Origin of the sequence: Candidatus Poriferisodalis sp. (assembly GCF_965208555.1) — a bacterium.
In the GTDB taxonomy this organism is placed as follows: domain Bacteria; phylum Actinomycetota; class Acidimicrobiia; order Acidimicrobiales; family Poriferisodalaceae; genus Poriferisodalis.
In genome coordinates, this window is the sequence record NZ_OZ242342.1 from 1081315 (window position 1) to 1107794 (window position 26480).

Below are 26480 nucleotides of genomic sequence, written 5' to 3' on the forward strand. Positions count from 1 at the left end.
GTTAGCGTCGGCGGGCGATGGCAGGATCCGCGCCGGGACTTGAGCACTCGAGACTTGGTGACACCCGCAGCGACCGCAATGCCCTCGGCGGCACCGTCGGCATCATCGCCAACCCCGTCTCGGGGCGCGACGTTCGGCGGGTTGCGGCACGGGGCGCCGTGTCCACCACCGAGGACAAGCGCAACCGCATCGCCAGGGCGGTGATCGGCGCCGTGACGGCAGGTGCCACCCGGATCGTGGCAATGGCAGAGCCATTCGGCATCGCCACGGGAGCCCTAGCCGACCTGCGCATCGACGCCGAGGTCGAGATCATTGACGTGGGGGCAACCGTTTCGCCGTCCGACACCATCCGTGCAGTCGAGGCCATGCGGGCCCGCGAGATCAGCGTGCTGGTCACGCTGGGCGGGGATGGGACCAACCGCACGATCGCCGGGGTTTGGCCCGAAGCCACGCTGATACCGATGTCCACCGGCACCAACAACGTCTTCCCCAGCCTGACCGAGCCCACCGTTGCAGGTGCCGCAGCAGGGCTGGTGGCCAGCGGCGTCGTCGATCCGGCGGTGTGTGCGCCCCGCTCGAAGATGATCCACGTCACCCTCGACGGCAGCACCGACATAGCGCTCATCGACGCCGTCACGTTGGCTGACGACTTCGTCGGCAACCGCATGCCCGCCGACGGCGACCGGATGCGCCAGGTGCTGGTGTCGCGCGCCCATCCCGCCAGCATCGGACTTAGCTCGCTGGCTGGCCTGCTGCGGCCGTGCCCGTTCGACGAGGACGCCGGCGTGCTCGTGGAGTGCGGGCCGGGTGGTCAGCCGATGCAAGTCGCGTTGGCGCCCGGGCTGTACCGGACGGTGCCGGTGCTCAGTCACTGCAGCATCGATCTGGGCGCCCCCGTGGAGCTGGGCGGGCCGACGGTGCTGTCGTTCGATGGCGACCGGGAGCGCACGATCGGCGAAACCGAGACCGCCACGGCAGTCGTGCAGCGGGACGGGCCTCGCGTCGTCGACGTGGATCGGGCGCTGGAGCTGGGTGCTGCGGCCGGCGTGTTCGCCTAATTCCTGACTAATCCGGTCGGATTTATCATCAAAGGGCGCTAGGCTCGCCCCGACGATCCGTGCCAGCGCTGGCACAGCTTCTCCCCGGAGGACACACATGGCACTCCGCCTCAACGACACCGCCCCCGATTTCACCGCCGACACCACCGAAGGCGAGATCAGCTTCCACGACTGGATCGGCGACGGCTGGGCGCTGCTTTTCTCCCATCCGAAGGACTTCACCCCGGTCTGCACCACCGAGCTGGGCGCTGTTGCCGCTTTGGCAGGTGACTTCGCCGCTCGCAACTGCAAGATCATCGGCATCAGCGTGGACGGCGTGAGCGACCACGTGGCCTGGAAGGCCGACATCGCCTCTGCCACCGGTCACGAGGCCAACTACCCGCTCATCGGCGATCCCGAGCTGAACGTGGTGAAGCTCTACGACATGCTGCCCGCCGATGCGGGCGACACCTCGCAGGGCCGCACCGCGGCCGACAACGCCACGGCCCGCACGGTGTTCATCATCGGCCCCGACAAGAAGATCAAGGCGTCGCTCACCTACCCGATGACGACCGGTCGCAATTTCGCCGAGATTCTGCGCCTGCTCGACTCTGTACAGCTCACGGCGGCCGAGCAGGTCGCCACCCCGGCCAACTGGCAGCAGGGCGAGAACGTCATCATCGTGCCTGCGGTCTCCAACGAGGCCGCCGCCGAGAAGTACCCCGACGGCTGGGAGGCCCCCCTGCCGTACCTGAGGCTGGTGCCGCAGCCGGGCTCCTAGTTCCCGCCTGACTCGGCGACGACCTCGGCCTCGAAGGCGGGTACACCGTCCAAGCTCCGCATGGATGCCGGCAATTCGGCTCTGACCCGCTGATGGAAGACACGATCCTGCGCGAGCGTGTAGGGATAGGCGGCTTCGCCGGAACGCAGCAGCGGAACATGCAACGGTCGGCTGTTGGTGGGTCCGGGGCGATCCTGCTCAACGAGTGTCTCCGAGTTGGCCTCGCCATCGCGCACCACCCGGTAGGGCCGCACCACGCCGCCACGCGTGGCCTTGCCCTCTGATTCCTTGTAGACGGGAACCACCGGCTCGAACGTGCCGGAATGCCGAGCGATGGCAACCGCCTTGTACACCATGCCGGCAGTCGCATGGCCCGAGCCCACCACGAGCTGGGTGCCCACGCCGTAGCCGTCGACCGGCAGATCGGCCAGGTCGGCGATGCGGTACTCGTCGAGATCGCCTGACACGACGATGCGGGTCGATTCGGCGCCTGCGTCATCCAGCCACTGCCTGACCCGGGGCACCTCGACGGTGAGATCTCCCGAGTCGATGCGGACCGCACCTGGCACCCCGCCAAGACGCTTCGCCGCAGCGAGACCCCGTTCGAGCCCAGTTCTCAAGTCGAAGGTGTCGATCAGCAAGGTGGTCTCGAGGCCATGGGCACGCATTTGTGCCTCGAATGCAGCTTCCTCGTCGTGGTGGGCCAGCGTGAAAGCGTGCGCCGCAGTGCCGGCTGTCGGAATGCCGTATTGCTCGCCGGCCAACAGGTTGGACGTCGCATCGAAGCCCACCAGCCAAGCGGCGCGTGCCGCGGCGACGGCGGCAAGTTCGTGGGTGCGGCGACCGCCCATCTCGATGAGGTGGCGGCCCTCGGCGACATCGTGCATGCGAGCGGCTGCAGACGCCACGGCGCAATCGTGGTTGAGCACCGAAAGCACCAGCGTCTCCACGAGCAGGGCGGTGCCGACCGAGGCATCGACCCGCAGCACCGGGCTGCCGGGCACGTAGAAATCGCCCTCGCGGTAGCTCCAGGCATCGCCGTCGAAGCGGAACGTCGCCAGGTGTTCCAGCAGGCCGTCGCTGAACCGCCCCTGGCCAGCGAGGTAGTCCAGATGGTCGGCCTCGAAGCGGTAGTCGGCGAGGAGCTTCGCGAGGCGACCCGGGCCCGCTACCACGCCGTAACCCCGGCCGGGCGGCAGCCGCCGGGCGAACACCTCAAAGCAGGATCGACGCGACGCGACCCCCGACTGCAGTGCCGCGTCGAGCATGGTCAGCTCGTACAGGTCGGTCATCATCGCCGTGCCCATGCCGAAAGTTTGCCTGTTCGCGTTCTGGCTGCGCTCCGCAGCCGCTTCGCAGCGTCCGCGCAGGCCCGAACCAGGGACTGTTCGCCAGTAGCGTCGCGGCGATGGTCGCTGTCGGGCTGGCGCATCTTGTGGCTGCTTCGCACCTGAGCTACATCGCGTTCCTGCTGGTCGGCGGCTTCATGGCGAAGCGCTGGCCGAAGCTCATGAAGTGGCACCTCGGCGCCATCGGCGCCGCCGCCGTGGTGAACATCACCGGCTCGGACTGTCCCCTGACGGTGTGGGAGAAGTGGTTCCTGCGCCAAGCCGGGCGGGAGCCCTATGAGACCGGCTTCATCTCGAACTACCTCGTGGAACCGGTGTACCCGCCGGGCATCACCGGACGGGTCAACTTCGTGATCCTGGTCACCTTGACGGTGCCGATCACCGTCAGCTACTGGCGCATGCGCAGGGCCGGCTCGTTTGCCGCAGCCCGCCAGGCAACACGGCGACGGGGCAGCTCCTAGACTCACGCCCGGTTGTCGTGAGCGAAGCCGGTGAGATCCCGGCACTGTCCCGCAACGGTGATGCCCCTCCGGGGGACGAGTCCGGTCGCCTCCCGGCCGCCATCACGCGAACCGATTCCTCGAGGTAAGGAGCGGCTCGTGCGGTGGGTGCTCCCGCTGCTCGGCCCTGAACTCGAGCAGAAGGGAGAACACCATGAACCGCACCCCGACCAGACGAACCGCACTGCCGTTGCGCCTGCTGTGGGCACTGGCAGCACTGCTCCTGCTGGCATCAGCCTGCGGCAGTGACGACACCACTAGCAGCCCGGCAGCTGCGCCGGCCACGGACGCCGCTGCCAGCACCGAAGCGCCAGCAGCGACACAGGCTCCGACGACCACGACCGAAGCCGCTGCGCCAGCGGACGAACCTGAAGAAGCGGCTGCGGACGCCGAAGAGACCGAGGACACTGAGCCGACGCCCGCAGAGCCCGAGCATCGCTACCAGCGGATCGTTTCCATCTCCCCCACTGGAACCGAGATCCTGTTCGCGATCGGTGCCGGCGACCGTGTGGTCGCTGTCGATGAGTTCTCGTACTACCCGCCCGAGGCCCCGGTCACCGACCTGAGCGGCTGGCAACCGAACGTCGAAGCCATTGCGTCGTACGACCCCGATCTCGTCGTGATGGGCAGCGATGGCGACATTCAGGCCAACCTCGAATCGCTGGGGATTGCCGTGCTTCCCATCGACGCTCCCGCCACCTTCGACGAGGTCTATGTGCAGATCGCGCAGTTCGGCGACGTCACCGAACAGGCCGACGAAGCCGCTGGTGTGATCTCGGAGATGAGCAGCGAGATCGCCGCTCTCATCGACGCCGCTCCCGATGCTTCAGGGCTGACCTACTACCACGAGCTCACCGATGGTCTGTATTCGGTGACCAGCAGCACCTTCATCGGGCAGGTGTACTCGCTGTTCGGGCTGCACAACATTGCCGATCCTGCCGATTCGGACGGAAGCTCATACGGCTATCCGCAGCTCAGCGACGAGTACATCGTGGACGCAGACCCCGACTTGATCTTCCTGGCGGACACCCTGTGCTGCGGTCAGAACGCCGAGACGATCGCTGCCCGACCGGGCTGGGATCTGCTGAGCGCCGTCCAGAACGGCCGGGTCGTCGAGCTCAATGACGACATTGTGTCGCGCTGGGGACCACGGCTCGTGGAGTTCATCGCGGCGATCTCTGATGCCGTCGTCTCGATCGGCGCAGCGAGCTGACCGATGCCCACTGAGCTGGGGGCTTCGCGATTGCGGGCACCAGCGCTCGTTGCTGGCTTCGTTGCCGTCATCATCGCGGTTGTCGCAGGGCTGACCATTGGCCCGGTCGGGATCTCAGCTCATCGAGTGCTGATGGAGCTGGTCGATCTGCTGCCCGGCGTCGCCGTCGAGTCCGGCCTCAAGGACGCGCACAAGGCGATCGTCACCGACATTCGACTGCCCCGGGTTGTGCTGGGACTGCTCGTCGGAGCAACGCTCGCCATGAGCGGAGCGACCTATCAGGCGGCATTCCGAAATCCCCTCGCCGATCCCTACCTGCTCGGCATTGCCGCCGGTGCCGGGCTGGGAGCGACCATCGCCATCGTCAACGACATCGGCGACGGCGCCGGCGTGTTCGACCTCGTGCCGCTCGCAGCATTCGGCGGCGCGCTCGGCGCGGTCACCGTTGCCTACCTCGCGGGGCACATCGGCGGACGCTCGACGGCCTCGCTGATCCTTGCCGGGATCGCCGTGGCGAGCTTTCTGGCGGCATGCCAGACGTATCTCCTACAGGCGAATGCAGACGCCTTCCGCCAGATCCTCGCGTGGCTTCTCGGTCGGATCGCCACTTCGGGCTGGGCCGAACCGGCGTTGCTGCTGCCGTACTTCGTGGTGACGACAGCCGTAGTTCTGCGCTACCGGCGAGCGCTCGACGTGCTGGCCGTCGGAGATGAAGAGGCGGCGGCGCTTGGCCTTGAACCCCGACGGATCCGGTTGATCGTCCTGATTGCCGCGTCGCTCGGCGCGGCCGCCGCCGTGTCGGTCAGCGGGCTGATCAGCTTCGTCGGCATCATCGTGCCGCACGCGATCCGGCTGATCTTCGGCAGCAGCAACCGCGTCCTGCTGCCGCTCTCGGTGCTGTTCGGCGGGGCATTCTTGGTGCTCGCCGACCTGACTGCGCGCACGGTGCTGTCCCCCGCCGAGCTGCCGATCGGCGTGGTCACGGCGTTCCTGGGAGCGCCATTCTTCGTGTTCGTGCTGCGCACGAGCCGCCGGGAGATCTGGTGATCGCCGCCGTCGACCTGCAGTCGCTCGACGTCCGACTCAACGGGACCCACGTCCTGGGCGGCGTCGATCTGACTGTCGCTCAAGGCGAGTGGGTCAACATCATCGGCCCGAACGGGGCCGGCAAGACCACCCTGCTGCGCGCCGTGCTGGGCCTCGTGGCCCACGACGGCGACATCAGCATCGAAGGTCTCGCGAAGCTGCGACGCGCCGAGCGGGCTCGCAAGGTCGCCTATGTGCCCCAGACACCGGTCATCCCCCGGGGCATGCTCGTCGCCGATTACGTGCTGCTCGGCCGCACGCCCCACCGCAGCATCTTCGCCGGCGAGACGTCGGCTGACCGCGAGATCGCCGCTGACGTGCTCGAGCGCCTCGACCTCGTCGGATTCGGTGGCCGTACTGTGCAGTCGCTGTCGGGAGGTGAACGCCAGCGCACGGTGCTCGCCAGAGCACTTGCGCAGCAAGCCGACATCCTGTTGCTCGACGAACCGACCACCGCACTCGACCTTGGGCATCAGCAGGATGTGCTCGACTTGGTCGACGCGCTGCGGCGAGAGCGCGGCTTGACAGTCGTCGCCACCCTGCATGATCTGACCCTCGCCGCTCGCTACGGCGACCAAGTGGCCATCCTGGCGGGAGGTGTCATCGCGCAACGTGGTACGCCCAGCGAAGTGCTCACCGTCGCCAACATCGCAGAGCACTTCGACGCCCAGGTCCGGGTGATCGACGACCCTGAGGGTCCGGTGATCGTTCCCACGGCAACGACAACGTCAGACGCCACCAAGGCGGCTCCGCCAAGAGGCGGCACCGCACAGAATGGAGACCACTCATGAATGCATCACAGCCTGACGGCTCAACGCCCACCGACGCGCCGCCCACCGACGATCCCCGGCCCGACGGCCTGCGCACCGCGCGCAGCCTGGTGGTGGTGAACACCGGCGACGGCAAGGGGAAGTCGTCGGCGGCGTTCGGCACTGCGATGCGGGCACGTGCCCGCGACTGGCCCGTTGCGGTGGTGCAGTTCCTCAAGTCGGACAACTGGGTGACCGGCGAGCAGATGATGGCCGAGCCGCTCGGAATCGATTTCTGGTCGCTGGGCGAAGGCTTCACCTGGGACAGCACCGACCTCACCCGGGATGAAGCCGAAGCCCGCGAAGCCTGGCGCCACGGCAAGGCGCTGATCGAAGCGGGAGACCACCGGCTGATCGTGTTCGATGAGATCACCTACCCGCTCAACTGGGGCTGGATCGACGCAGCCGAGGTGGAAGCCGCATTCCGCAACCGCCCCGAGCAGGTGTCTCTTGTGTTGACGGGCCGCGACGCTCCAGGGTGGATGATCGAACTCGCTGACACGGTGACCGAGATGCGCAAGACCAAACACGCCTACGACGACGGCATCCGGGCCAAGAAGGGCATCGACTACTAGGTGCGACGGCTAGGGAAGCGGCGGGCGCCTCCGCAGCGCTGGCCTCTGTTCGTACTGGCCTGTTCTCGCTCAGGCCGGCAGGCCGATGATCTGCCAGAGCGCCCGCATGTCGAGATGTTCTTCGAGGGCGTCGGCGACGCGGTCGAACTGCTGATCCCGGCGTTCGGCGAATGAGCCGGGCGCCGGCGCAAAGCCACAGTCGCGGGTCGCGGCGACATGGGCGAGAAACGCGTGGCGGAAGGCGTCGCTCTCGAACAGGCCGTGGAGCGATGTGCCCACGACGCGCCCAGCGCGCCAGCCGTCAGGTCCGCCATCCAGCCAGAGCCATGGCTCGCCTTCTGCGTCTGGGCATTGGTGCACCCGGCCGTGGTGAATCTGATAGCCCTCGACATGAGCGCCAAAGGCCTCACCGTGACGCTGAGCGAGCACCTTGCTGTCTTCGAACACGGTTTCCACATCGAGCATGCCCAAGCCGGGCACCCGCCCGCAGCGTGATTCGACCTCGTCAACGATGCTGCGGCCCAGCATCTGGTAGCCGCCGCAGATGCCCAGCACCACGGTGCCGTGATCGGATGCTGCTGCCTTCACCGCCTGCGCGAGGCCTCGCGACCGCATCCACGCCAAGTCCTGGGCAGTGGCCTTGGAGCCGCCCAGCACGATGACATCGGGCCTGCCGAGTTCGCGCACCGAGCGCACGAACCGCACGGCGACGTCCGGCTCGGCGAACAGCGGATCGAAGTCGGTGAAATTGGACAGGCACGGGAATGCGACGACGGCAACATCGAAGTGCGCGTCAGCGCTGGGCGGGGGAAGCTCGGCGAGCGCGACCGAGTCCTCAGCGTCGATCTGAATGCCGTCGAGCATCGGCAGAACGCCCAGCACGGGCACGCCGCAGCGGCGCTCGATGTCTGCCAGCCCATCGCCGAGCAGCGCCGGATCACCGCGGAACTTGTTGATGACGAAGCCCCGCACGAGATCGCGCTGGCTGGGCGGCAGCAATGCGACGGTGCCGAAGAGCGCCGCGAACACGCCTCCCGGGTCAATGTCGCCAACCACGATCGCCGGCAGGCCTGCACGCTCGGCGACCCGCAGGTTCACGATGTCGCTGGCGGCAAGGTTGATCTCGGCCGGGCTGCCGGCGCCCTCGAGCACGACGGCATCGAATTCGCGCTGCAGGCGCTTCAGCGAGGCCAGCACCAGCTCGAACAGTTCGGGCTTGTGCTCGTGATACTCGGCAGCGGTCATGGTCGCGAACGGCTTGCCGTTCACCACGATCTGAGCGCCGGTGTCCGATGTCGGCTTGATGAGCACCGGGTTCATGTCCACGCTGGCTTCGACGCCTGCTGCCTGTGCCTGGCTGAATTGGGCACGGCCGATCTCGTGACCTGATGCGGTGACTGCCGAGTTCAGCGCCATGTTCTGTGCCTTGAACGGTGCGACACGCAGGCCCCGCCTCGCCAGCAAACGGCACAATCCAGCGACGATGGTGCTCTTGCCTGCATTGGAAGCGGTCCCGCACACCATCAGACCGGGCGCCAACGGGTCAACGGCGGGGCGTTCTGCCATCGCGGCAGCGTACAAATCGTCTCTTCAGGGCTCGCGTCTGCGCGGTGCACTTAGCCTCTGACGCCATGCAGCCGTACGGCGATGCACGATGAGCGGCTTGAAGGTCTCGGCTCGGGCCGACATTGCGCCGTTCTTCGTCATGGAGATGATGCGGGCCGCCGCCGAGCGGGAAGCGGCTGGCGGCGATGTCGTGCACATGGAGGTCGGCCAGCCCTCCACTCCGGCACCTGAAGGCGCTCGTGCAGCGGCCAAGGCCGCTATCGACGGCGACGTGCTGGGGTACACCTCGGCCGTGGGCATCGAGCCGCTGCGCCAGCGTCTGGCCCAGCACTACGCCGATTGGTACAGCCACGGCGCCGACGCTGACTGCCTGGTCGTGACCCAGGGCGCCAGCGGCGCGTTCACCCTGGCTTTCCTGTCGTGCTTCGAAGCCGGCGACCGGGTGGCGGTGACCGCACCCGGCTATCCCTGCTACCGCAACACGCTGGAGGCGCTGGACATCGAGGTGGTCGAGATCGCGGTCACCGCTGAGACGGGCTTCCGTCTGACCACTGCGATGCTCGAAGACGCCGGTGAGCTCGACGGGCTTGTGCTGGCGAGCCCGGCGAATCCCACCGGCACGATGCTGCGGCCCAGCGAGCTGGACACCTTGGCTCGCTGGTGCCACACCGCAAGCGTGCGCTTGATCTCCGATGAGATCTACCACGGCATCTCCTACGGCACCGTCGCGGCCACGGCCGCCGCGTCGAGCCCCAGTGCCGTCGTGGTGAACAGCTTCTCCAAGTACTTCTCGATGACCGGGTGGCGGCTGGGCTGGCTGCTGCTGCCTCCCGATCTCGTCTCCCCAGTCGAGCGGCTCGCCCAGAACGCCACCATCGCCGCTGCCACGGTGAGCCAGCACGCCGCACTCGGCGCCTTCGACAGCATCGACGAACTCGAGGCCAACGTCGCCCGCTACCGAACGAACCGCGAGATCCTGCTCGATGGACTGCCCGCAGCAGGGATCGAACGCATCGCCCCGCCGGACGGGGCGTTCTACATCTACGCCAACGTCGATCATCTCACCGACGACAGCGCCGAGCTGGCTGCAATCTGGCTCGCAGAACTCGGCATCGCCACAACGCCCGGCATCGATTTCGACCCCGCAGAGGGTCATCGCTACATCCGGTTCTCGTTCGCCGGGAGCAACGACGACATGACCCAGACCGTCGAGCGCCTCACCGACTGGACTCGAAGACGAGGCTGACACTCGGGCGCTCGGCGGAACGCACCACTAGCGTCGCCGCGCATGGAATCGGCAGAACTGGAAACACTGGTCATCGATGCCGCGGACAACGGCGTTGTCACCATCACCATGAACCGGCCCAAGCGCCTCAACGCGGCGAGCCCCCAGATGTTCACCGAGCTGCGCGAGACGTGGAACGAGATCGGCGGCGACCCCACGGTGCGCTGCGTGGTGATGACCGGATCCGGCGATGCCTTCTGCAGCGGGGCCGACTTGGCCGCCGATGACGGCGACGGCCCCCGCAGGCATGCGCTGCAGGGCCTGAACGTGATCCACCAGACCGTGTCGGCGCTCTACTCGATCATGGTGCCGGTCATCGCCAAGGTGAACGGTGTCGCCGCTGGCGCAGGCATGAACCTCGCCTTGGCGTGCGACTTGATCGTGGCCTCCGATCAAGCCCGCTTCAGCGAGATCTTCTCCCGCCGCGGGCTCAGCGTGGATTTCGGGGGCACGTGGATCCTGCCCCGGCTGACCGGCTTGCATCGAGCAAAGGAACTCGCCTTCTTCGCGGACGTGATCGATGCCAAGCAGGCCGAAGACTTCGGCATCGTCAACAAGGTGGTGCCCCACGGCGAGCTCGACGCCTTCGTCGACGAATGGGCCGATCGCCTCGCCGCCGGCCCGCCCATCGCCATGGCCATGACCAAGCGCCTGCTCACCCTCAACGCCTCGGCCGACTTTGCCACGGCGCTGGAGGGCGAGGGCATGGCTCAATCGCTCAACTTCACCACCGACGACACGAAGGAGGCCGTCAAGGCCTTCCTCGAGAAGCGACCTCCCACCTTCACCGGCCGCTAGCGCCGGGCGGGCTGCGGTCGGTCAGGCGAGGGCGGAGCGGGCTTCGGCCCAGGTCTTGCCGGACTCCACGTCGACATCGTGGGGCAGGCCCAGCACCCGCTCGGCGATGATGTTGCGCTGCACCTCCGAGGTGCCGCCACCGATGGTCAGTGCCGGGCTGAACAGGTAGCCACCGTGCCAGCCGTTCCAGCCCTCCACCACCGCCTGCGTCTTGGGGAACTGCGGCGACGTGCCCAGCGGTCCCGTGTCGGCCAGCAGCCCATGGGCGCCTGAGAGATCCTTGGCCAGTGTCATCACGTGCTGGCCATGATCGTCGGCGAGCGCCTTGCGCACGCTGGCTTCGGGCCCTGGCTGGCGGCCCTGCAAGCGAGCGCTCAGCGTTCGCAGCCGGATGAGGCGCAGCACCTCGCCCTCGATGTGCAGCTTGGCTGCACGGTCACGCAGCACCGGGTCGCTCAGCCCGCCGGCAGATCGCACCACATCCAGCAAATCTGCCGCGCTGGGGCCGCTGCCCCACAGCGCCCCCTCGCCTGAGAGCGACACCCGCTCGTTGCCGAGCGTGACCTTGGCCAGCCGCCACCCGTCGTTCTCGTCGCCGATCCGATTCTCGACCGGCAGTTCCATGTCGGTGAAGAACGTCTGGTTGAACGAGTACGCGGTGGTCATGTCGATGATGGGGCGCAGCTCGAGGCCGGGAGTGTCCATCGGGCAGATGAAGTACGACACACCCCGGTGCTTGGGCACATCTGGGTCGGTACGAGCAATGAGGATGCCGAACTTGCTGCGGTGCGCACCGGAGGACCAGATCTTCGAACCGTTCACGATGTAGCGGTCGCCGTCGCGCACGGCGCGGGTGGCCAGGTTCGCCAGATCAGAGCCGCTGTCGGGCTCGGAGAAGAGCTGGCACCAGACCTCCTCACCGGTAAGGATCGGCCACAGGTAGCGGTCCATCTGAGCCTGATCGCCGCCGTAGATGATCGTCGGCCCTGCCCAGCCCAGCCCGATGCCGCCGGCCAGGCGCTTCACACCGGCCGAGGCCAGCTCCTCGTCGATCAGCAGCTGGGTGATCGGGTCCGCTTCGAGGCCGTAGGGCTTAGGCCAGTGCGGTGCCACATAGCCGGCGTGCGCCAGCGCCTCCTGGCTCGGATTGCCGTCGTGATCGTCGAGCCAGTCGCGCACGGCGACGCGGCGAGGATCGTCATCGTCCGGCCAGTCGAAATCCATGTGCGGACCCTAGTGGTATGCCCTCAGACGCGAACAGGCCCCCACTCGACTGAGCAGGGGCCTGCTGCTACCCGAAGATCGTGTTCGCGCCGCCGCCCGAAGGCGGGGCCGCGGCCGCGTGAGGACCAGCACGCGGATCTTGTGGGGTTCGGTGGTCCGGGTTGGAGTCGCCACCTGATGGAGACGTCCCCTTCTCGGAAGCGGGTCGCCTCAGCGCCCGGCCACCTCCAGAGTCCTGTTGCGTTTCGGCATTGCTTGGACCACCCCCTTTCTCTGGTGCAACCAGATTGCCACACTCAGCACCAGATCAGGAAGCGAATTCCGATCTGATCGCTCGCGCTACAGCAGCAGCCCCGAGCGTCGCCACCAAGTCAGGCTGGGTGTCCACCTCGCCCGTCGCAAGCAGGAACAACGCGTCGCCGTCGAAATTCGTGTGCGGGGGCTCGATGGCCCGGGCAATTCCCGTGTGCGCCAGGTCGGCCGCACGGCAGGCCTCTGGTTTGGTGAGCCGGGCGTTGGTGACCAAGCAGCCGATCGTCGTATTGCCGCGCTCGGGCGATTCCGGCTTTGCCGTGCCGCGGCCAGTGAATCCGGGAATCGCCTCGACCGGGTCATACGGGTAGCGCTCAGCCCCGGGCGGCGCCGTGCAGCCGGTGAGCACGGTCCCATCGGCGTCGATGACGTCACCCAAGGCGTTGACCGCCACGAGCGCGCCGACGACCACCTCGCCCGAGCGCTCCACCGCCGTGCCCAGTGCGCCCGGCACGGAGAAGTCCCGACCGGCGACCTTGCCGATCGTGCAGCCCCGCCCCACGCCGACCCGCCCGGTGGCGGGCTCGTCAGCGCTGGCAGCCTCGCAGGCAGCCCAGCCGGCCTCGGCGGTCGGTCGTGGACTGTCGGGCCCCGCGATGTCGTACACCACGGCGGCAGCCACCACCGGCACGATGCTGTCGCGGATGTCCAGCCCGCGGCCATGCTCGGCGCACCACCGCACCACACCGTCGGCTGCCGCGAGCCCGAACACACTGTTGCCGCACAGCACCACGCCGTGGCACTCGACGCCGGCGCCGGTCGAGCTGAGCGCAGCCGCTTCACGTGTCCCGGGCGCGCCCCCACGCACAGCAATGGCACCGAGCGTGCCCTCCGGCGGCAGCACCACGGTCACGCCCGTCTCCGCGACTTCGTCGGTCCACGAGCCCACCAACACCGACGGCAAACCCAAGGCCATGGCCGCGCACCCTACGCGCTGGCTCACCATCTGGGTCCATCCCGGCGATGTGAAGGGCCTGCGTGGTCCTTAGCCAGCTCTCAGCCAGTCCTTAGCCTGCTCTTACTTTCGATCCCTACGGTGCGGTTCGCCCGACTCGGAGGATCTGCTGCATGCGCATGAACTCTTGGACGACACGAATCGTTGTCGCGACACTCATCGTGCTCGTTGCGGCTGGCTGCGGCGGTGACGACTCCAGCGGCCTCGCCACGCTGCAGGGGGTGACCACGACCGAACCCAGCGAGAGCCTCACCGCTGCGGGCGCCGACGAGCCGGCATCCGGGGCAGGCGCGGCGCGAGACAGCGACGAGGCCGCGGCCAGTACCGCAGCCGGCGACGCTGCGGTCGACGAGACCGGGCCCGACAGCTCGGCGCCAGAAGACCAGGTCGTCGAGCCGACATCAGAGAACGAGCTCGACGAGCTCACCGATGAAGAGCGGCTGCTCGAGTTCGCCCAGTGCATGCGCGACAACGGCGTCGACTTCCCGGACCCGATCGTGGAAGCAGACGGCACCATCGGCTTCGGACTGCGGCCGGGCCGAGGCCGCGGAGGGCAAAACGGCGAGGCTCTTCAAGCCATCGGCCGTGATCCAGACCTGCCCGCAGCACGCGCTGCTTGCAGCGAGATCATCGAGGGCTTGGCGCTCGGTCCAGGCGGGCAGAACTTCGACGACCTCAGGGTCGAGCTCATGGATCGGCTGCTCGAGTTCGCGCAGTGCATGCGTGACCAAGGTGTTGACATTCCCGACCCAGATCCGAGTGTGTTCGCCCCCGGCGGCGGAGGCGGGAGGCCATTCGGCGAGCTTGACCTCGACGATGCCGATGTGGCCACTGCATTCGAGGTGTGCCAAGACCGGCTGCCCGTGCGCCCGGGCGGCGGTCAGTGACTATCAAGCACCGGCGCGGGCTGCTCGGTGCCGTGGCGGCTGCCGTTGCGGTTGTCGCAGCGATCGCCGTCACGCTGGTCATCGTCGGCGACGGCACCGGTGGAGGCGACGACCAGCAACGAGTTGCCGACCTCAGCACCGTCGCGATCGCCCAGCGTCACCTCACCGAGTACTTGGAGATCAGCGGGACGCTGGACTACGAGGGCACCGTCACGCTCGCCGCGCACAGCAGCGGCGTGCTCATGCATCTTGCCGACGAAGGGACCGTGCTGAGCCAGGGCGAGCAGATCTACCTCGTCCTCTATGCGCCGTCGGATGCAGACACGGCACGCGTCCTCGGCGCCGTGGCTTCGGCCCGCGATGCGCTCTCGGTCGCTGAGGACCACCTGAGCGACGCCACCGCATTGCCCGACGAGGCCGACGTGGCCGCCGCGCGCGCCGCAGTGGCGAAGGCCATCGAGGCTCGCGACCGGTTGAGCGAACCGCCCAGTCCGGCCGAGATCAGCAGCGCTGAAGCCGCTGTGGCGGCTGCATCGGAGGCACTGGAGGCACTGGACAATCCCACCGCCGCCGATCTTGCGGCTGCACGGGCCGATATCGCAGCGGCAGAGGCCGAACTGGCCGACCTGCAGGACGGACCATCCCGCGCCGACATCAATGCGGCGCAAGCGGCGGTGCAGACAGCCAAGCAGGCGCTGGCCGATCTGCAGGCCGGACCATCCGAAGCCGAGATCGACACAGCAGAGGCCATGCGCCTGGCTGCCTGGGAGCGACTCAGGGACGAGCTCCAGCGTTCCGACAACGAAGTCGACATCGAGCTGGCCCGTGCTGAGCTGCTCACCGCCGAAGAAGCCCTCGCCGACCTGCTCGCAGGCCCGACCGATGCCGAGATCGACGACGCGGAGGCCCGCCTGCTCACCGCCGAAGAAGCACTCGCCGACCTGCTCGCAGGCCCGACCGATGCCGAGATCGGTGGCGCCGAGGCCCGCCTGCTCACCGCGAGAGAACGGCTCGACCTGCTCGAGAACCCGACCAGCGTCCACTACGCGCAGGCGCGTGCCGATCTCGACACGGCCACAGAAGCGCTCGCTGATCTGCGCGCCGGGCCGACGCAGGCCGAGATCGACGGTGCCGCCGCCGACATCCTGACGGCCGAGCGAGACCTTGCCGACCTGCTCGCCGAGACGACCGCAGCGGAGCTTGCAGCGCTCGAAGCTTCCGTGGCGAGCGCCGAAGCGTCGCTGGTCAGCGCGCTGGCCGACGTCGCTGCCCATGGCGAAACCCACCGACCGCTGTACCTCATGTACGGTGCCACCCCGACCTACCGGAACATGACGGTGGGCGTCGAGGGTCCCGACGTAGGCCAACTCGAGCAGAACCTTGCCGACTTGGGCTTCGGCGGCGCTGAGGGCTTCGAGGTCGACGGCGTCTTCGACGACCACACCGCCGCCGCGGTACGGCGGTGGCAGCAAGCGACGGGGCAGCACATCGACGGCGTGGTGGGCACCGCCGATGTGCTCTTCGTCGCAGGACCCTCGGTGATCGGCTCGCACGAACAAGGCATCGAACCCGGCCAGGAGCTGGAGATCGGCAGAACGCTCGGCTCGCTCACCGTGGTCGAGTCACCCGAGCGTGACGTCATGGCCACCACCCAGCGAGTCGCGGCCAATCTGCCGCTCAGCGATCGCGACCTGGTTGCGGTCGGCATCACCGTCAATGTGGAGCTTCCGGACGGCTCAGACATCGCCGGGACTGTCACTGCGATCAACCCATCGCCCGTGCTCGACGCCCAGACGGGTGAGAACGTCGTCGAGGTGACGATCCTGCTCACCGAGCCCGCCTCGTCCGTGTGGATCGGCGCAACCGTCACCGTCGAGATCACCGAGACGCTCATCCCCGACGCCTTGGTCGTGCCCGCCACCGCCCTGCTGGCCCTCGTCGAAGGAGGCAGCGCGGTGGAGGTGCTCAGCCCCGATGGCTCCACGCGCCTCGTGGGCGTCGAGACCGGACTGTTCGTCGACGGTGATGTCGAGGTGATCGGCGCTGAACTCGAGGCCGGCATGCGCGTCGTGGTCCCGCGGTGAATCCCGCAGCGCCCGCGATCGAACTGCGCGAGGTGTCCAAGCACTACGCCGGCTCACCGCCGGTGATCGCGCTGGACCGCGTATCGGTGCAGATCGGCCACGGCGAGATGGTTGCCGTCGTCGGGCAGTCAGGCAGCGGCAAGTCCACGATGCTCCACGTCATGGGGACGCTCGACCAGCCGACGAGCGGCTCAGTGCTGATCGAAGGAATCGACACCTCAGCGCTGCCCGACGACCGTCTTGCAGCTATCCGGGGACGTCGCGTCGGCTTCGTCTTCCAGCGCTTCTTCCTCCTGGCCGGAATTCCCATCATCGACAACGTCGCCAACGGCTTGCTCTACACCGGCGCCTCGCGCCCTGAACGGCGCACGGCCGCGCAAGCCGTTCTGGAGCGCGTCGGGCTCGGCGAACGCATGTGGCACCGGCCCAATGAGCTCTCGGGCGGTGAGACACAGCGCGTCGCGATCTCGCGGGCGCTCGTGCACGAGCCGGCCTTCGTCTTGGCCGACGAGCCCACCGGCAATCTCGACTCTGCTTCATCGGCATCGATCATGGATCTCTTCCACTCGCTGCACGCCGAAGGTCGCACGATCGTGATCGTCACGCACAACGAGGCGATTGCTGCAGCACTGCCTCGGCAACTGCAGATCCTCGATGGACGGCTCGAACGTGACATCCGCATCGACGCAAGCCGCTGACGTGCCCGCTGACTTGGTGGCCCGGTGAGCTTCGAGCCAGCGCAGTCGGCTCACGGCACCCCCGTCAGTGCCATCGCGCCAAGTCGCCTGCGTCTCTCTGAGGTCATCCGAGTCGGTCTCGGATCGCTCGCAGCCCGCAAGCTGCGTTCTGTGCTGTCGGCCCTGGGCATCGCCATCGGCATCGCGTCGCTGGTCAGCGTGCTCGGCTTGTCAGACTCGTCCAAGTCGGCACTGCTGGACCAGATCGGCGCCCTCGGCACCAACCTGCTGACCGTCGAGGCCGGATCAGGGTTCGGTGCTGGCGATGCGGCGCTGCCCGGCACAGCCGTCGCAACCGTCGGACGTGTCGCGACCGTCGAGGCCACCGCAGCCGTGTACAGCGTCGGCGTCGGGGTCTACCGCAACGACCTCGTGCCCGAGGATCGCACGGGCGGGATCAGCGTGTTCGCGACCGATCCGGGACTGATGGGCACGCTGAACGGCAGCGTCGCACACGGTGCATTCCTTACTGAAGCCACGCGGGCGCATCCGGTGGCCGTCGTCGGCGCAGTAGCGGCAGAGCGCCTGGGGATTCGCGATCTCGACACTCCGGTTGAGCTCTACCTCGGCGGACGCTGGGTCGAAGTCCTCGGAGTTCTCGAACCGTTCGCGCTGGCGGCGGACCTCGACCGGGCCGTCCTGATCGGCGACCGCGCGGCGGAGACCTACTACGACATCGAGCTTGCGCCGACGGTCGTCTATGTGCGTGTCGACGAAGACCACATCGACGCGACTCGTGACGTGCTGGCAGGAACGATCGATCCCGAGAATCCAGAAGAAGTCGAGATCAGCCGGCCGTCGGACCTGCTGGAGGCAAGATCGGCTGCCGAGAGCTCCTTCACCGGGTTGTTCCTGGGTCTGGGTGCCGTGGCGCTGCTGGTCGGCGGCATCGGCGTCGCAAACGTCATGGTGATCGGCGTCATCGAGCGGCGGGGCGAAATCGGCCTGCGCCGGGCCATCGGAGCAACACGGGCACACATCCGTCGCCAGTTCCTCACCGAAGCCCTGACGCTCGCCTCGCTGGGCGGCGCCGTCGGGGTGCTGATGGGAGTGTCGGTGACCTACGTGTACGCGACCACGCAGGGCTGGCGGGTGATCATCCCGACGGTCGCACTCGCCGGCGGTCTCGCCGCATCAGTCGTGATCGGAGCGGTCGCAGGCCTCTACCCGGCTATCCGGGCCGCCAAGGTGTCGCCGACCGAAGCCCTCCGCTCGGACTGATTCGCCGGCTACTCGGGGGGCCCAGCGCCGTCGGAAACGGCAGCGGCGTCACTGCGCTCGCGGAACATCTCACCCATTGCGGCCACGGCGCCGAGCACGCCGCTGGTGTCGAGCGGCAGGAAGATCTTGGTGGCCTGGCCGTTCGCAACGCCTTGCAGCGCTTCGAGGTACTTGATCGCGATGAGGTCGTCGGTGGGATCGCCGTTGTGGATCGCCAAGAACACCCGCTCGATGGCCTGGCCTTCGCCCTCGGCCACCGTCAGCTTCTGGTACTTGTCGGCATCTGCCACCCGCTTGATGGCCTCAGCCTCGCCCTCGGCCCGCAGGATCTGCGACTGCTTCACGCCCTCGGCCTGCAGGATGGCCGCCGTCTTCTCGCCCTCGGCCTCGGTCACGACCGCACGCCGGTCGCGCTCGGCCTTCATCTGGCGGTGCATGGCCTGCGTGACATCGGCGGGCGGTTCGATCCGCTGGATCTCCACGCGCACCACGCGGGTGCCCCACTTGTCGGTGGCGTCATCGAGGATCTGGCGCAGCTTGGAATTGATGACCTCGCGCGACACCAGCGCATCGTCGAGCTGCAGGTCGCCGATCACGTTGCGCAGGTTCGTCTGCGCCAGCTTCGTCACGGCGATGATGAAATTGCCCACCGCGTACTTCAGCTTCACCGGGTCGGTGGGCTCGTAGTAGATGACGGCGTCGACGGTGACCGCCACGTTGTCCTTGGTGATGACCTCTTGCGGTGGCACGTCCACGACCTGCTCGCGCATGTCCACCTTCAGGATGCGCTGCACGAACGGGATCACGAAGCGCAGGCCGGGATCGACCGTCATGCGGTATTTGCCCAGGAACTCGATGAGGCCCTGCTCGAAGGGGCGCACGATGCGCAGGCCTTTCGCCGCGATCACGAAGATCGCGAGCGCAATGATTGCCAGGAGAATGACTCCGGGGTTGATGCTGTCCATCAGTCGCTCCTTGGGGTGGCGGTCTCGTCGTCTGGGGCAGACGGCTGGTCTGTGCCGGCGGCGTCGCTGCCACCATCACCGGCATCGTGGTCAGCCTGCGACCCAGGAGCATCTGGGCTCGGCGCTGCCGCAGTCGGATCCACATGGGGCACATAGTCGTCAGGGGGCGGCTCGACGAATTCGACTTGCAGCTTGGTACCGGCGAGTGCCACAACCCGCACCAGCGAGCCCTCCTCGATGCGGCCCGCCTCCTGGCAAGCCGCCCGCCACTCGTCGGACTCCACGCGCACTCGGCCCGTGTTGTTCACCGGATCGATGAGCTCAACGACGCGTCCCGACATGCCGATATACCGGTTCGCGCCGACCGGAAGGTCGTCGGGGCGGTCCTGGCGGCCCATGAAGCGGCGCAGCACCAGCATGGAGACTGCCGTGCCGCCGAAGAACAGCAGCCATTGGACGGCACCGTGGAGGTCGAGCCACGCCGCGGCGGCAGCCAGCACGGCACCGAGCGCAAACGGCAGCAGGAAAAAGCCCGCGGTGAAGATCTCACCGATGCCCATGACCATCGCCACCGCGACCCAGACCCATCGCCACAGTTCGTTGTCCACCCGAACCCCCTCGCCGGACGTGGTGCAAGTATGCCCCGCCCCGACGAGCCCGCTGCCGCGTCAGCGGCGCTGGCGTGCCGCTCCCTCAGCGGCGCTGGCAGTCGGGGCACCAGGTGCTGGAGCGTTGGTCCAGCACCCGGCGGCGCAATTCGGTGCCGCACCGCACGCACGGCTCACCCGCCCGGCCGTAGCAGACGAAGTACTTCTGATTGTCTCCCGCGCCTTCGAGGCTGTAGTAGTCGCGCAGCGTGCTGCCGCCGCGTTCGATGCTCGCTTGCAGCACATCTCGCAGCGCTGCCAACAGCCGTTCGGCCCTCGGCTTCGAGATCGCTCGAGCCGACGGGTTGATGCGTGCCAGGAACAGCGCCTCGTCGGCATAGATGTTGCCGACACCGGCGACCAACCGCTGGTTCAGCAGCTGGGTCTTGATGCGCTGACTGGACCGCCGGCTCGCCTGCCAGAACGTGCCAGCGTCCAAGCCCCTCTCGAGCGGCTCGGGACCCATCGCGGCAAGCGTGGGCAGACCCCGATAGTCGCCCCGGTCGCAGACGGCGATGCGGCCGAAGCGGCGCACATCGTGAAAGCAGAGCGTCTCGCCGTTGTCGAGACGCCACCACGCCCGCACATACGGGTCGCCAGCGCTCACCGCATTCGGTGCCATGACCTCGGCCGCCGGCCCGTCGACGGGGCGTGACGGCAGCGCTTCACGAGTCCCGGGCACGTCCGCGAAGCACAGCCGCCCGGTCATGCCGAAATGCACGATCAGGTCTCGCCCGCAGTCCAGCTCGGCGATCAGGTACTTGCCGCGCCGGCGCAGCGCCTCGATCTCGCTGCCGACAGCGTCAGCGCCTGAGGCGAACTTATGTGACGGATGAGCCCATGCTTCAGTGATGAGGCGACCGACCAGCGGCCCGGCGAGCTGGCGCCGGACCACTTCCACTTCGGGCAGTTCAGGCATCGCTTCGCCGCCGGCGGCTCAGAGGCACGGTGCTACTCCGCGGCGGGCGAACGCGGGCAGCGCAGATGGGCCTACCGAAACTTCGGCGGGCGCTTCTCCAAGAATGCGGCGACGGCCTCGCGGTGATCGTCCGAGGCACGAGCGACGTTCAGCGCCTCCAGCTCACGACGCTGCACGGCACCCAGATCGGTGTCCGAACCGTTGGCAGAGAGCAGCTGCTTGGTGAGCTGCAGCATGGTGGGCGGGTTCTCGGCATAGCTGCTCGCCCGCGCGAGCGCCGCCTCCAGCACGTCACCGTCGGTGACGTCGTCGACCAGGCCCATCTCGCCCGCCTCGGCCCCGGTAACGATCCGACCGGACAGCGCGAGGTCCGACGCCGCACCCCAGCCGCAGCGCTGGATGAGGATGTGCGACGACGCCAGTTCTGGCGTGACGCCCATCTTCACGAAGCGGCACGACAGCTTCGCCTCGGCGTGGGCCACCAAGAAGTCCATCGACAGAACCATGGTGAGGCCGACGCCGATCGAGGCGCCGTTGATGGCCGCCACCATGGGCTTGGAGCTGCGCACGAGCTCGACCCAGTCGTCCGCGGCGGAGTCATCGTGGGCCGCCGCCTCGCCCACACTGCTGCCTGCTTCGTCGGCTGCGTCGATGCGGGCCGCGAAGACCTCGGCGATGTCAGCGCCGGCGCAAAAGCCCCGTCCCGCGCCAGTCACGACGAACGCGCCGACCGACGGGTCGGCGTTGCCGGCCTTCACTGCGTGCGTCAGCTCGGCGTGCATGCGCGGCGTCCACGCGTTCAGCTTCTCCGGCCGGTTCAGCGTCAGCACCCGCACGTCGTCGCAGTCGGTGACAGTGATCTGCTCGTACACAAACTCGCTCATGTCGATGCTCCCAAGTTCGCAGGACCGGGCTACAGCATGGCCGCTGCGCACGTAGCGGCGCAGGTCGAGATTGTGGAGGGCGGACTCGCCCCCTGCGACATTGGGACCTGCTGGATCCCTGGCGCAGGGGGCGAGTCCGCCCTCCACGATCGGGGTCAGGCAGCGATGCCGGTCCTGCGCTGGTGCTCGAGCTGGCCCTCGGGGCAGTTGTCGCGGTAGGGACACCAGCTGCACAGCGGGCCCGGTGTGGGTTCGAAGCAGCCGGTGGCCGCGGCCTCGGTGATGTGGCGCCACGTGTCGAGATGTTCGTCGACCGCTGCCGAGACAGCGCCGGCATCGAATGAGCGCGCTATCTCGGTGGGCCGGCGATTTTCGCGGCCTGCGCCCGTCTCGCCCAGGTACAGCAGCCGCACCTCGCTCACGTCGTCGCCGACCGACTCCAGTGCAGCTGCGTACAGCCAGACCTGCGACAGGCGGCTGTCCACGAAGCGCTGCGAGGGCGGGCGGCCTGTCTTGTAGTCGGTGACGCGCACACCATCGGGAACCCGGTCAACCAGATCCACGATGCCCCGGAACGGCACGCCCTCCAGCGACGTGCGGACATCGCGCTCGCGATCCACCACGTCGACGGCCGTGGGATCGACCAGCTCGAAGTAGCCCTCAATGTCGGTCCACGCATTCCAGCGAAAGGCGCGCTCCTGTGCCGCCGGCAGCTCCAGCGCGACGAAATCGGGGTTGTCCGCGAGCTGCGGCCACAGATCCCGGCAGATCGAACGCGCGCGCTCGAGCGTTCGCTGTGCAGGCGCGACCGCCAGCAGCTCCTCCAGCACGTGATGCACGAACGTGCCGCGCAGCGCGGGCTCTCCGGGAGGGTCCGGCAGCCTGTCGACGTAGCGGAACTTCCAGCGCCTCGCGCACTGCCGGAACGTCGACGCGCCCGACGGACTCAGGCTCCGCGGCAGCTCGACCTCAGGTGCATCCTCGGCAGCGACGCTGCCGGTGCGAGGTTCCACGTTCACAGCGTGGCCCATCCGATCATCGGGGTCGTGGATGGTTTCTCAGCGACGGCGCCAGCGCCGCCACAGCCACCACGCCACGACAGCGGCGAGCAGCCAGCCGACTGCCACCGCCCCGCCGAACGCGGCAAGCACCCGGCGATCGACCGGCTCGGCCTGTCGCGGCAGCAGATGCGATGCAGGCGCGGGGGCCGGATCGGCATCGGTGTCGGCGACCGGAGCACCTGCGCCGGTCGGGGCCGCAGTCGCAGCGGCGGGTGTCTCGGCGTCCTGCTCCGCAGGCAGGTCGCCCGGGAGCGCGGCCGTCCCGTCGACGCTCGGCCGTGGTCGATTGGGGTCGTAGTTGGCCATGGTCAAACCCTGCAGCGGCGAGCAATCCGAGCGTACCGCCGACCCGTCAGGCCATCCGGCTCTGCAGGTCGGCCCAGAGCTCGTCGAAAGCCTGCACGGCTTCGGGCGCGCCAGGCCGGCGTCCGAGCGCCCGCAGCGGCAGCGACTGCCCGGAGGCTTCGGCGATGGCGGCCCGCTGCGGGATGGGCGGCAGCAGCTCGGCCCCGAAGCGCTCCGCGAGCTGCTGGGCCCAATATGCGTTGTCGCGGGTGCGTCCCACCCGGTTCAGCACGACACCGGCAACCGTGGGCGTGCCCTGACGTTGCGCGACTCGGCTGATCGTGGACCGCATGAGATCGACGCCGTCGGCCGCCCAGGCGGCCGGCTCGGTCACCACCAGCGCACGGTCTGCGGCGAACAGCCCGTTGATGCACAGCAGGCCCAACGACGGCGGGCAGTCGATGAGCACTAGATCGTGGTTCACGCCGGCGAGCGCGATGCGCAGCCGATCCTGTGCACCCACCAGGTCGGCGGCCATCTGCGGTTCCCGGCTCGCCAACGCGTAGCTGCCGGGCACAAGCTGCGGGCACGGCCCGTCGAGCGGCCAGCGAGCGTCGGTGATCGCAGCGAGCGCTGCACCCGGGGTCGGATCGGCGAGCGAATCGTCGACGCTCGGCGAACCGCTCCACACGCCCAGGCCGGCCGACGCATTCGACTGCGGGTCCAAGTCGACGACCAAAACGCTCAGCCCCCACGCGCACGCCGCCTCGGCGATGCCGAGTGCGACGGTGGTCTTGCCCACGCCGCCCTTCTGGTTGACCACAGCCAGCGTCGTCATCGCGGGTGCCTCAGCCGGGCATGGGCCAGCGCCGCATCACGGCGCTGCGGTTGCAGGCGGCAGGGACAGGTCGATGCCGCACAGCGCCGCCGCTGCGGCCAGCTCGCCCCGCAGCGTGGCACCGCCGGCCCCGCGCTCGACGGCCGCTGCGGCGTCGAGCAGCGCTGTGCGCGCCATCGGCGCATTGAGGTCGTCATCCAGCACAGCCTGCACCTCGGCGAGCAGGCCCGGTGACCCGGCGCCCGATCCGGCGGCAGGCGAGGCGCCGGAGGCGGCGCCCACCAGCGTGTCCAGGTCGCGCTGGGCCGTGAGACCCTCCGAATCGAACCACTCCCATTCAGTGCGGTAGTGGTGCGCCATCAGCGCCAGCCGGATGGCCCTGGGGTCGACGCGGGCACGCAGATCCGAGATGAACACCAGGTTGCCGAGCGACTTGGACATCTTGTGCCCCTGGTAGGACACGAGGCCCGCGTGCACCCAATAGCGGGCCAGCGGGACACGGTGCACCGACTCGCTCTGGGCAATCTCGCACTCGTGATGCGGGAAGACCAGGTCGCCTCCGCCTCCATGGATGTCGATGGTCTCGCCGAGTGCGGCGTAGCCCATCGCCGAGCACTCGATGTGCCAGCCCGGACGCCCCGGGCCGAACGGCGACGGCCATGAGGGCTCGCCGTCCGCGCTGGCCTGCCACAGCACGAAGTCGAGCGGATTGCGCTGGCGAGGGTCGTCAGGAGTGCCGCCCCGCTCGGCGGCCAGCTCGGTCATGCGGTCGGCGCTGTACCCGGACAGCTTCCCGAAATCAGGGAAGGTGGCGACATCGAAGAACACCCGATCGGCCGAGGCATAGGCATGCCCGGCGTCAATCAACTTCGTGATCATCGTGATCATGGCGTCGATGGATCGGGTGGCCCGCGGCTCGTGCGCCGCAGGCCGTGCCCCCAGGGCCTCCATGTCGGCTTCGAAGCGCTCGATCTCCCGTTCGGCCAGCGACAGGTAGTGCTCGCCCAGCTCGGCTGCCTTGGGCAGGATGCTGTCGTCCACGTCGGTGTAGTTGCGCACCAGCGTGACCGTGTGGCCCATGTCTTCGAGCCGGCGGATCAGCAGGTCGTACGCCATGTAGGTAGCGGCGTGGCCCAGGTGGGTGGCGTCATAGGGCGTGATGCCGCACACGTACATGCCGACGTGATCGCCCAGCTCCAGCTCGACGACGGAGCGCTGCGCCGTGTCGTAGATGCGCATTCCCACGGCCCGACACGGTACTGTCGGAGCGGGTGGACAAGCGTAGAAACGATCGAGCGCTGCTCGAGCGGATTGCCTTGTACCGGCACCGCCGAGAGCTGCCGCCGTTGCAGCCCGCGCTCATCGACGAGCTCGCCGATTGGCTGAGAATCCACGGCACAGACCCGCTCACCTACGTGTGCGGGCTCTTCGAGCGCCACCAGGTCGTCTTCGTCGGGCACCACACCCCGACACGCCGCGCCGGGCTGTTCCTGCAGGATCTCGTCGCTGCGGCGTACCGATCCGGGGTGGGCATCGTGGCTATGGAGTACGCGTGCGTCGACGACCAAGCGCGGCTCGACGCGGTGGTCACCGGCACCGCCTTTGACGAGCAGCTCGCACGAGACGCGCTGCTCCGCTGGGGCATCCGTCACAACTTCGCCTACCGGGAATACCTGAACGTGCTGAGCGCTGTGTGGGAGGTGAACCGTCGCTTCGCCGGCAGCGGGCCGCCTATGCGTGTCCTGGCGCTCGACTACGACCTGGATCTCGATGCCGTCACCGATACGGCGGACCTGCGCACGTCGTACGCCTGGCCGCACCTGCGCAGCCGCGGCCCGGTCTCGGCGCACATGTGCGATGTGCTGCTCGCCGAGGTTGTCGAGCCGGGGCATCGGGCCCTCGTGCTCGCACGCACGGCTCACGCGCTGACCCGGGCGCGGCGGCTGCCGCACCGGGTGTGGGACGCCATCGATGCCGAGATCGTCGGCGGCCATGTAGTCGGCGCAGCCAACCGTGTGTACGAAGTGGTCGCCGACCGCGCCGTCACCGTGCTGATCCATGAGCCGCTGCCCGCCGACGGCGAGCTGTGCGACTACGCGCTGGTGGCCGACGGCACGCTCGACGCGGCGTTCGCCATGCACGACGACTTGGCCGTCCCGCTTGCCTTCGACGTCGATCAGGGTCCCGCAGCCCGGCTCGGCTGCACGACGAGCCTTGATCGTGAGCCGCTCGGCAGCCTCGCCACCGGCTGGATCTACCTCGAGCCGGACTATGAGCGCCGGGCGCCGACCCCGCTGCCCGAGCCCGTGCCGGAGGTGTATGTGGAGCACGCTCGGCGCTACGCCCTCGATCCGGCGCTGCGCGACGAGAAATCCACCCCCGGCGACTTCGCAGCGGCGGTATCGGAGTCGGCCGCAGCGGCAGAGCTGGCCTGGACACAGGTGCTGTAGCCCGGCTCGTCG

26 protein-coding genes and 1 riboswitch are annotated in these 26480 nt (G+C 68.3%); of the genes, 14 read left to right on the forward strand and 12 right to left on the reverse strand.

The window, feature by feature from the left end:
• The first annotated feature begins 17 nt into the window (after positions 1-17).
• Both ACOGXE_RS05025 and ACOGXE_RS05030 read left to right on the forward strand, forming a co-directional pair.
• Positions 18-1058 (forward strand): NAD(+)/NADH kinase, encoded by a 1041-nt coding sequence (locus ACOGXE_RS05025; RefSeq protein ID WP_419932853.1) that lies wholly within the window; start codon positions 18-20, stop codon positions 1056-1058.
• 97 nt (positions 1059-1155) lie between these two features.
• Positions 1156-1818 carry a peroxiredoxin gene (locus ACOGXE_RS05030; protein WP_419932855.1) on the forward strand — a complete coding sequence of 221 codons (663 nt, stop codon included), beginning with the start codon at positions 1156-1158 and terminating at the stop codon, positions 1816-1818.
• Here the strand turns inward: ACOGXE_RS05030 and pncB are convergent.
• Positions 1815-3125: a nicotinate phosphoribosyltransferase gene (pncB, locus tag ACOGXE_RS05035; protein WP_419932856.1), complete on the reverse strand. Its 1311-nt coding sequence runs from the start codon at positions 3123-3125 to the stop codon at positions 1815-1817. The genes ACOGXE_RS05030 and pncB overlap by 4 nt on opposite strands.
• Positions 3126-3226: 101 nt before the next feature.
• Here pncB and ACOGXE_RS05040 point away from each other — a divergent pair, with 101 nt between their 5' ends.
• The 5 genes from ACOGXE_RS05040 (at position 3227) to cobO (ending at position 7350) form a co-directional block, all read left to right on the forward strand.
• Entirely contained in the window at positions 3227-3628 is a 402-nt protein-coding gene (locus ACOGXE_RS05040; protein WP_419932858.1) for a DUF2784 domain-containing protein, read from the forward strand.
• Positions 3625-3769: riboswitch (adenosylcobalamin (AdoCbl) riboswitch) on the forward strand. Its footprint overlaps the gene before it by 4 nt.
• 52 nt (positions 3770-3821) lie before the next feature.
• Positions 3822-4880 carry an ABC transporter substrate-binding protein gene (locus ACOGXE_RS05045; protein ID WP_419932859.1) on the forward strand — a complete coding sequence of 353 codons (1059 nt, stop codon included), beginning with the start codon at positions 3822-3824 and terminating at the stop codon, positions 4878-4880.
• Between the two features lie 3 nt (positions 4881-4883).
• Complete coding sequence (locus ACOGXE_RS05050) at positions 4884-5927, forward strand: FecCD family ABC transporter permease (RefSeq protein WP_419932860.1); 1044 nt, start codon at positions 4884-4886, stop codon at positions 5925-5927.
• Positions 5921-6757 (forward strand): ABC transporter ATP-binding protein, encoded by an 837-nt coding sequence (locus tag ACOGXE_RS05055; RefSeq protein ID WP_419933478.1) that lies wholly within the window; start codon positions 5921-5923, stop codon positions 6755-6757. The genes ACOGXE_RS05050 and ACOGXE_RS05055 overlap by 7 nt, the downstream gene beginning before the upstream one ends.
• Positions 6754-7350, forward strand: coding sequence for a cob(I)yrinic acid a,c-diamide adenosyltransferase (gene cobO / locus ACOGXE_RS05060; RefSeq protein WP_419932861.1), 597 nt, complete (start codon positions 6754-6756; stop codon positions 7348-7350). The genes ACOGXE_RS05055 and cobO overlap by 4 nt, the downstream gene beginning before the upstream one ends.
• Positions 7351-7419: 69 nt before the next feature.
• On the opposite strand, the gene ACOGXE_RS05065 is transcribed toward cobO, so the two are convergent.
• Positions 7420-8916, reverse strand: a complete 1497-nt coding sequence (locus ACOGXE_RS05065; RefSeq protein ID WP_419932862.1) for a cobyric acid synthase — start codon at positions 8914-8916, stop codon at positions 7420-7422.
• 88 nt (positions 8917-9004) lie between these two features.
• On the opposite strand from ACOGXE_RS05065, the gene ACOGXE_RS05070 reads away from it, so the two are divergent.
• Positions 9005-10162 (forward strand): pyridoxal phosphate-dependent aminotransferase, encoded by a 1158-nt coding sequence (locus ACOGXE_RS05070; protein ID WP_419932863.1) that lies wholly within the window; start codon positions 9005-9007, stop codon positions 10160-10162.
• 42 nt (positions 10163-10204) lie between these two features.
• Positions 10205-10999 carry an enoyl-CoA hydratase/isomerase family protein gene (locus tag ACOGXE_RS05075; RefSeq protein WP_419932864.1) on the forward strand — a complete coding sequence of 265 codons (795 nt, stop codon included), beginning with the start codon at positions 10205-10207 and terminating at the stop codon, positions 10997-10999.
• A 21-nt stretch (positions 11000-11020) separates the two neighbouring features.
• Here ACOGXE_RS05075 and ACOGXE_RS05080 read toward each other — a convergent pair whose 3' ends face one another.
• On the reverse strand, positions 11021-12223 hold the full coding sequence (locus tag ACOGXE_RS05080; RefSeq protein ID WP_419932865.1) for an acyl-CoA dehydrogenase family protein: 1203 nt from the start codon (positions 12221-12223) through the stop codon (positions 11021-11023).
• 307 nt (positions 12224-12530) lie between these two features.
• A complete protein-coding gene (locus tag ACOGXE_RS05085) occupies positions 12531-13451 on the reverse strand; it encodes a P1 family peptidase (RefSeq protein ID WP_419932866.1) in 921 nt (306 codons plus the stop codon).
• 152 nt (positions 13452-13603) lie between these two features.
• Here ACOGXE_RS05085 and ACOGXE_RS05090 point away from each other — a divergent pair, with 152 nt between their 5' ends.
• Genes ACOGXE_RS05090 through ACOGXE_RS05105 form a run of 4 tightly spaced genes read left to right on the forward strand, consistent with a single transcriptional unit; the run spans position 13604 to position 18419 of the window.
• Complete coding sequence (locus tag ACOGXE_RS05090) at positions 13604-14377, forward strand: hypothetical protein (protein ID WP_419932867.1); 774 nt, start codon at positions 13604-13606, stop codon at positions 14375-14377.
• Positions 14374-16461, forward strand: a complete 2088-nt coding sequence (locus ACOGXE_RS05095; protein ID WP_419932868.1) for a peptidoglycan-binding protein — start codon at positions 14374-14376, stop codon at positions 16459-16461. The genes ACOGXE_RS05090 and ACOGXE_RS05095 overlap by 4 nt, the downstream gene beginning before the upstream one ends.
• Positions 16458-17159, forward strand: coding sequence for an ABC transporter ATP-binding protein (locus ACOGXE_RS05100; protein ID WP_419932869.1), 702 nt, complete (start codon positions 16458-16460; stop codon positions 17157-17159). Before ACOGXE_RS05095 ends, ACOGXE_RS05100 begins: the two co-directional genes overlap by 4 nt.
• Before the next feature lie 24 nt (positions 17160-17183).
• Positions 17184-18419 (forward strand): ABC transporter permease, encoded by a 1236-nt coding sequence (locus tag ACOGXE_RS05105; RefSeq protein WP_419932870.1) that lies wholly within the window; start codon positions 17184-17186, stop codon positions 18417-18419.
• Positions 18420-18427: 8 nt separating this feature from the next.
• Here ACOGXE_RS05105 and ACOGXE_RS05110 read toward each other — a convergent pair whose 3' ends face one another.
• The 8 genes from ACOGXE_RS05110 to cysS form a co-directional block, all read right to left on the reverse strand.
• Complete coding sequence (locus ACOGXE_RS05110) at positions 18428-19384, reverse strand: SPFH domain-containing protein (RefSeq protein WP_419932871.1); 957 nt, start codon at positions 19382-19384, stop codon at positions 18428-18430.
• A complete protein-coding gene (locus ACOGXE_RS05115) occupies positions 19384-19992 on the reverse strand; it encodes an NfeD family protein (RefSeq protein ID WP_419932872.1) in 609 nt (202 codons plus the stop codon). The genes ACOGXE_RS05110 and ACOGXE_RS05115 overlap by 1 nt, the downstream gene beginning before the upstream one ends.
• 85 nt (positions 19993-20077) lie before the next feature.
• Positions 20078-20950, reverse strand: coding sequence for a bifunctional DNA-formamidopyrimidine glycosylase/DNA-(apurinic or apyrimidinic site) lyase (gene mutM / locus ACOGXE_RS05120; protein ID WP_419932873.1), 873 nt, complete (start codon positions 20948-20950; stop codon positions 20078-20080).
• 71 nt (positions 20951-21021) lie between these two features.
• Complete coding sequence (locus ACOGXE_RS05125) at positions 21022-21834, reverse strand: enoyl-CoA hydratase/isomerase family protein (RefSeq protein WP_419932874.1); 813 nt, start codon at positions 21832-21834, stop codon at positions 21022-21024.
• A 155-nt stretch (positions 21835-21989) separates the two neighbouring features.
• Entirely contained in the window at positions 21990-22847 is an 858-nt protein-coding gene (locus tag ACOGXE_RS05130) for a RecB family exonuclease (protein WP_419932875.1), read from the reverse strand.
• A gap of 45 nt (positions 22848-22892) precedes the next feature.
• Positions 22893-23201 carry a hypothetical protein gene (locus ACOGXE_RS05135; protein ID WP_419932876.1) on the reverse strand — a complete coding sequence of 103 codons (309 nt, stop codon included), beginning with the start codon at positions 23199-23201 and terminating at the stop codon, positions 22893-22895.
• 46 nt (positions 23202-23247) lie between these two features.
• Positions 23248-24018, reverse strand: coding sequence for a ParA family protein (locus ACOGXE_RS05140; RefSeq protein WP_419932877.1), 771 nt, complete (start codon positions 24016-24018; stop codon positions 23248-23250).
• 36 nt (positions 24019-24054) lie between these two features.
• Positions 24055-25257, reverse strand: coding sequence for a cysteine--tRNA ligase (cysS, locus tag ACOGXE_RS05145; protein WP_419933479.1), 1203 nt, complete (start codon positions 25255-25257; stop codon positions 24055-24057).
• Positions 25258-25289: 32 nt separating this feature from the next.
• On the opposite strand from cysS, the gene ACOGXE_RS05150 reads away from it, so the two are divergent.
• A complete protein-coding gene (locus ACOGXE_RS05150; RefSeq protein ID WP_419932878.1) occupies positions 25290-26468 on the forward strand; it encodes a hypothetical protein in 1179 nt (392 codons plus the stop codon).
• Positions 26469-26480 lie beyond the last annotated feature (12 nt).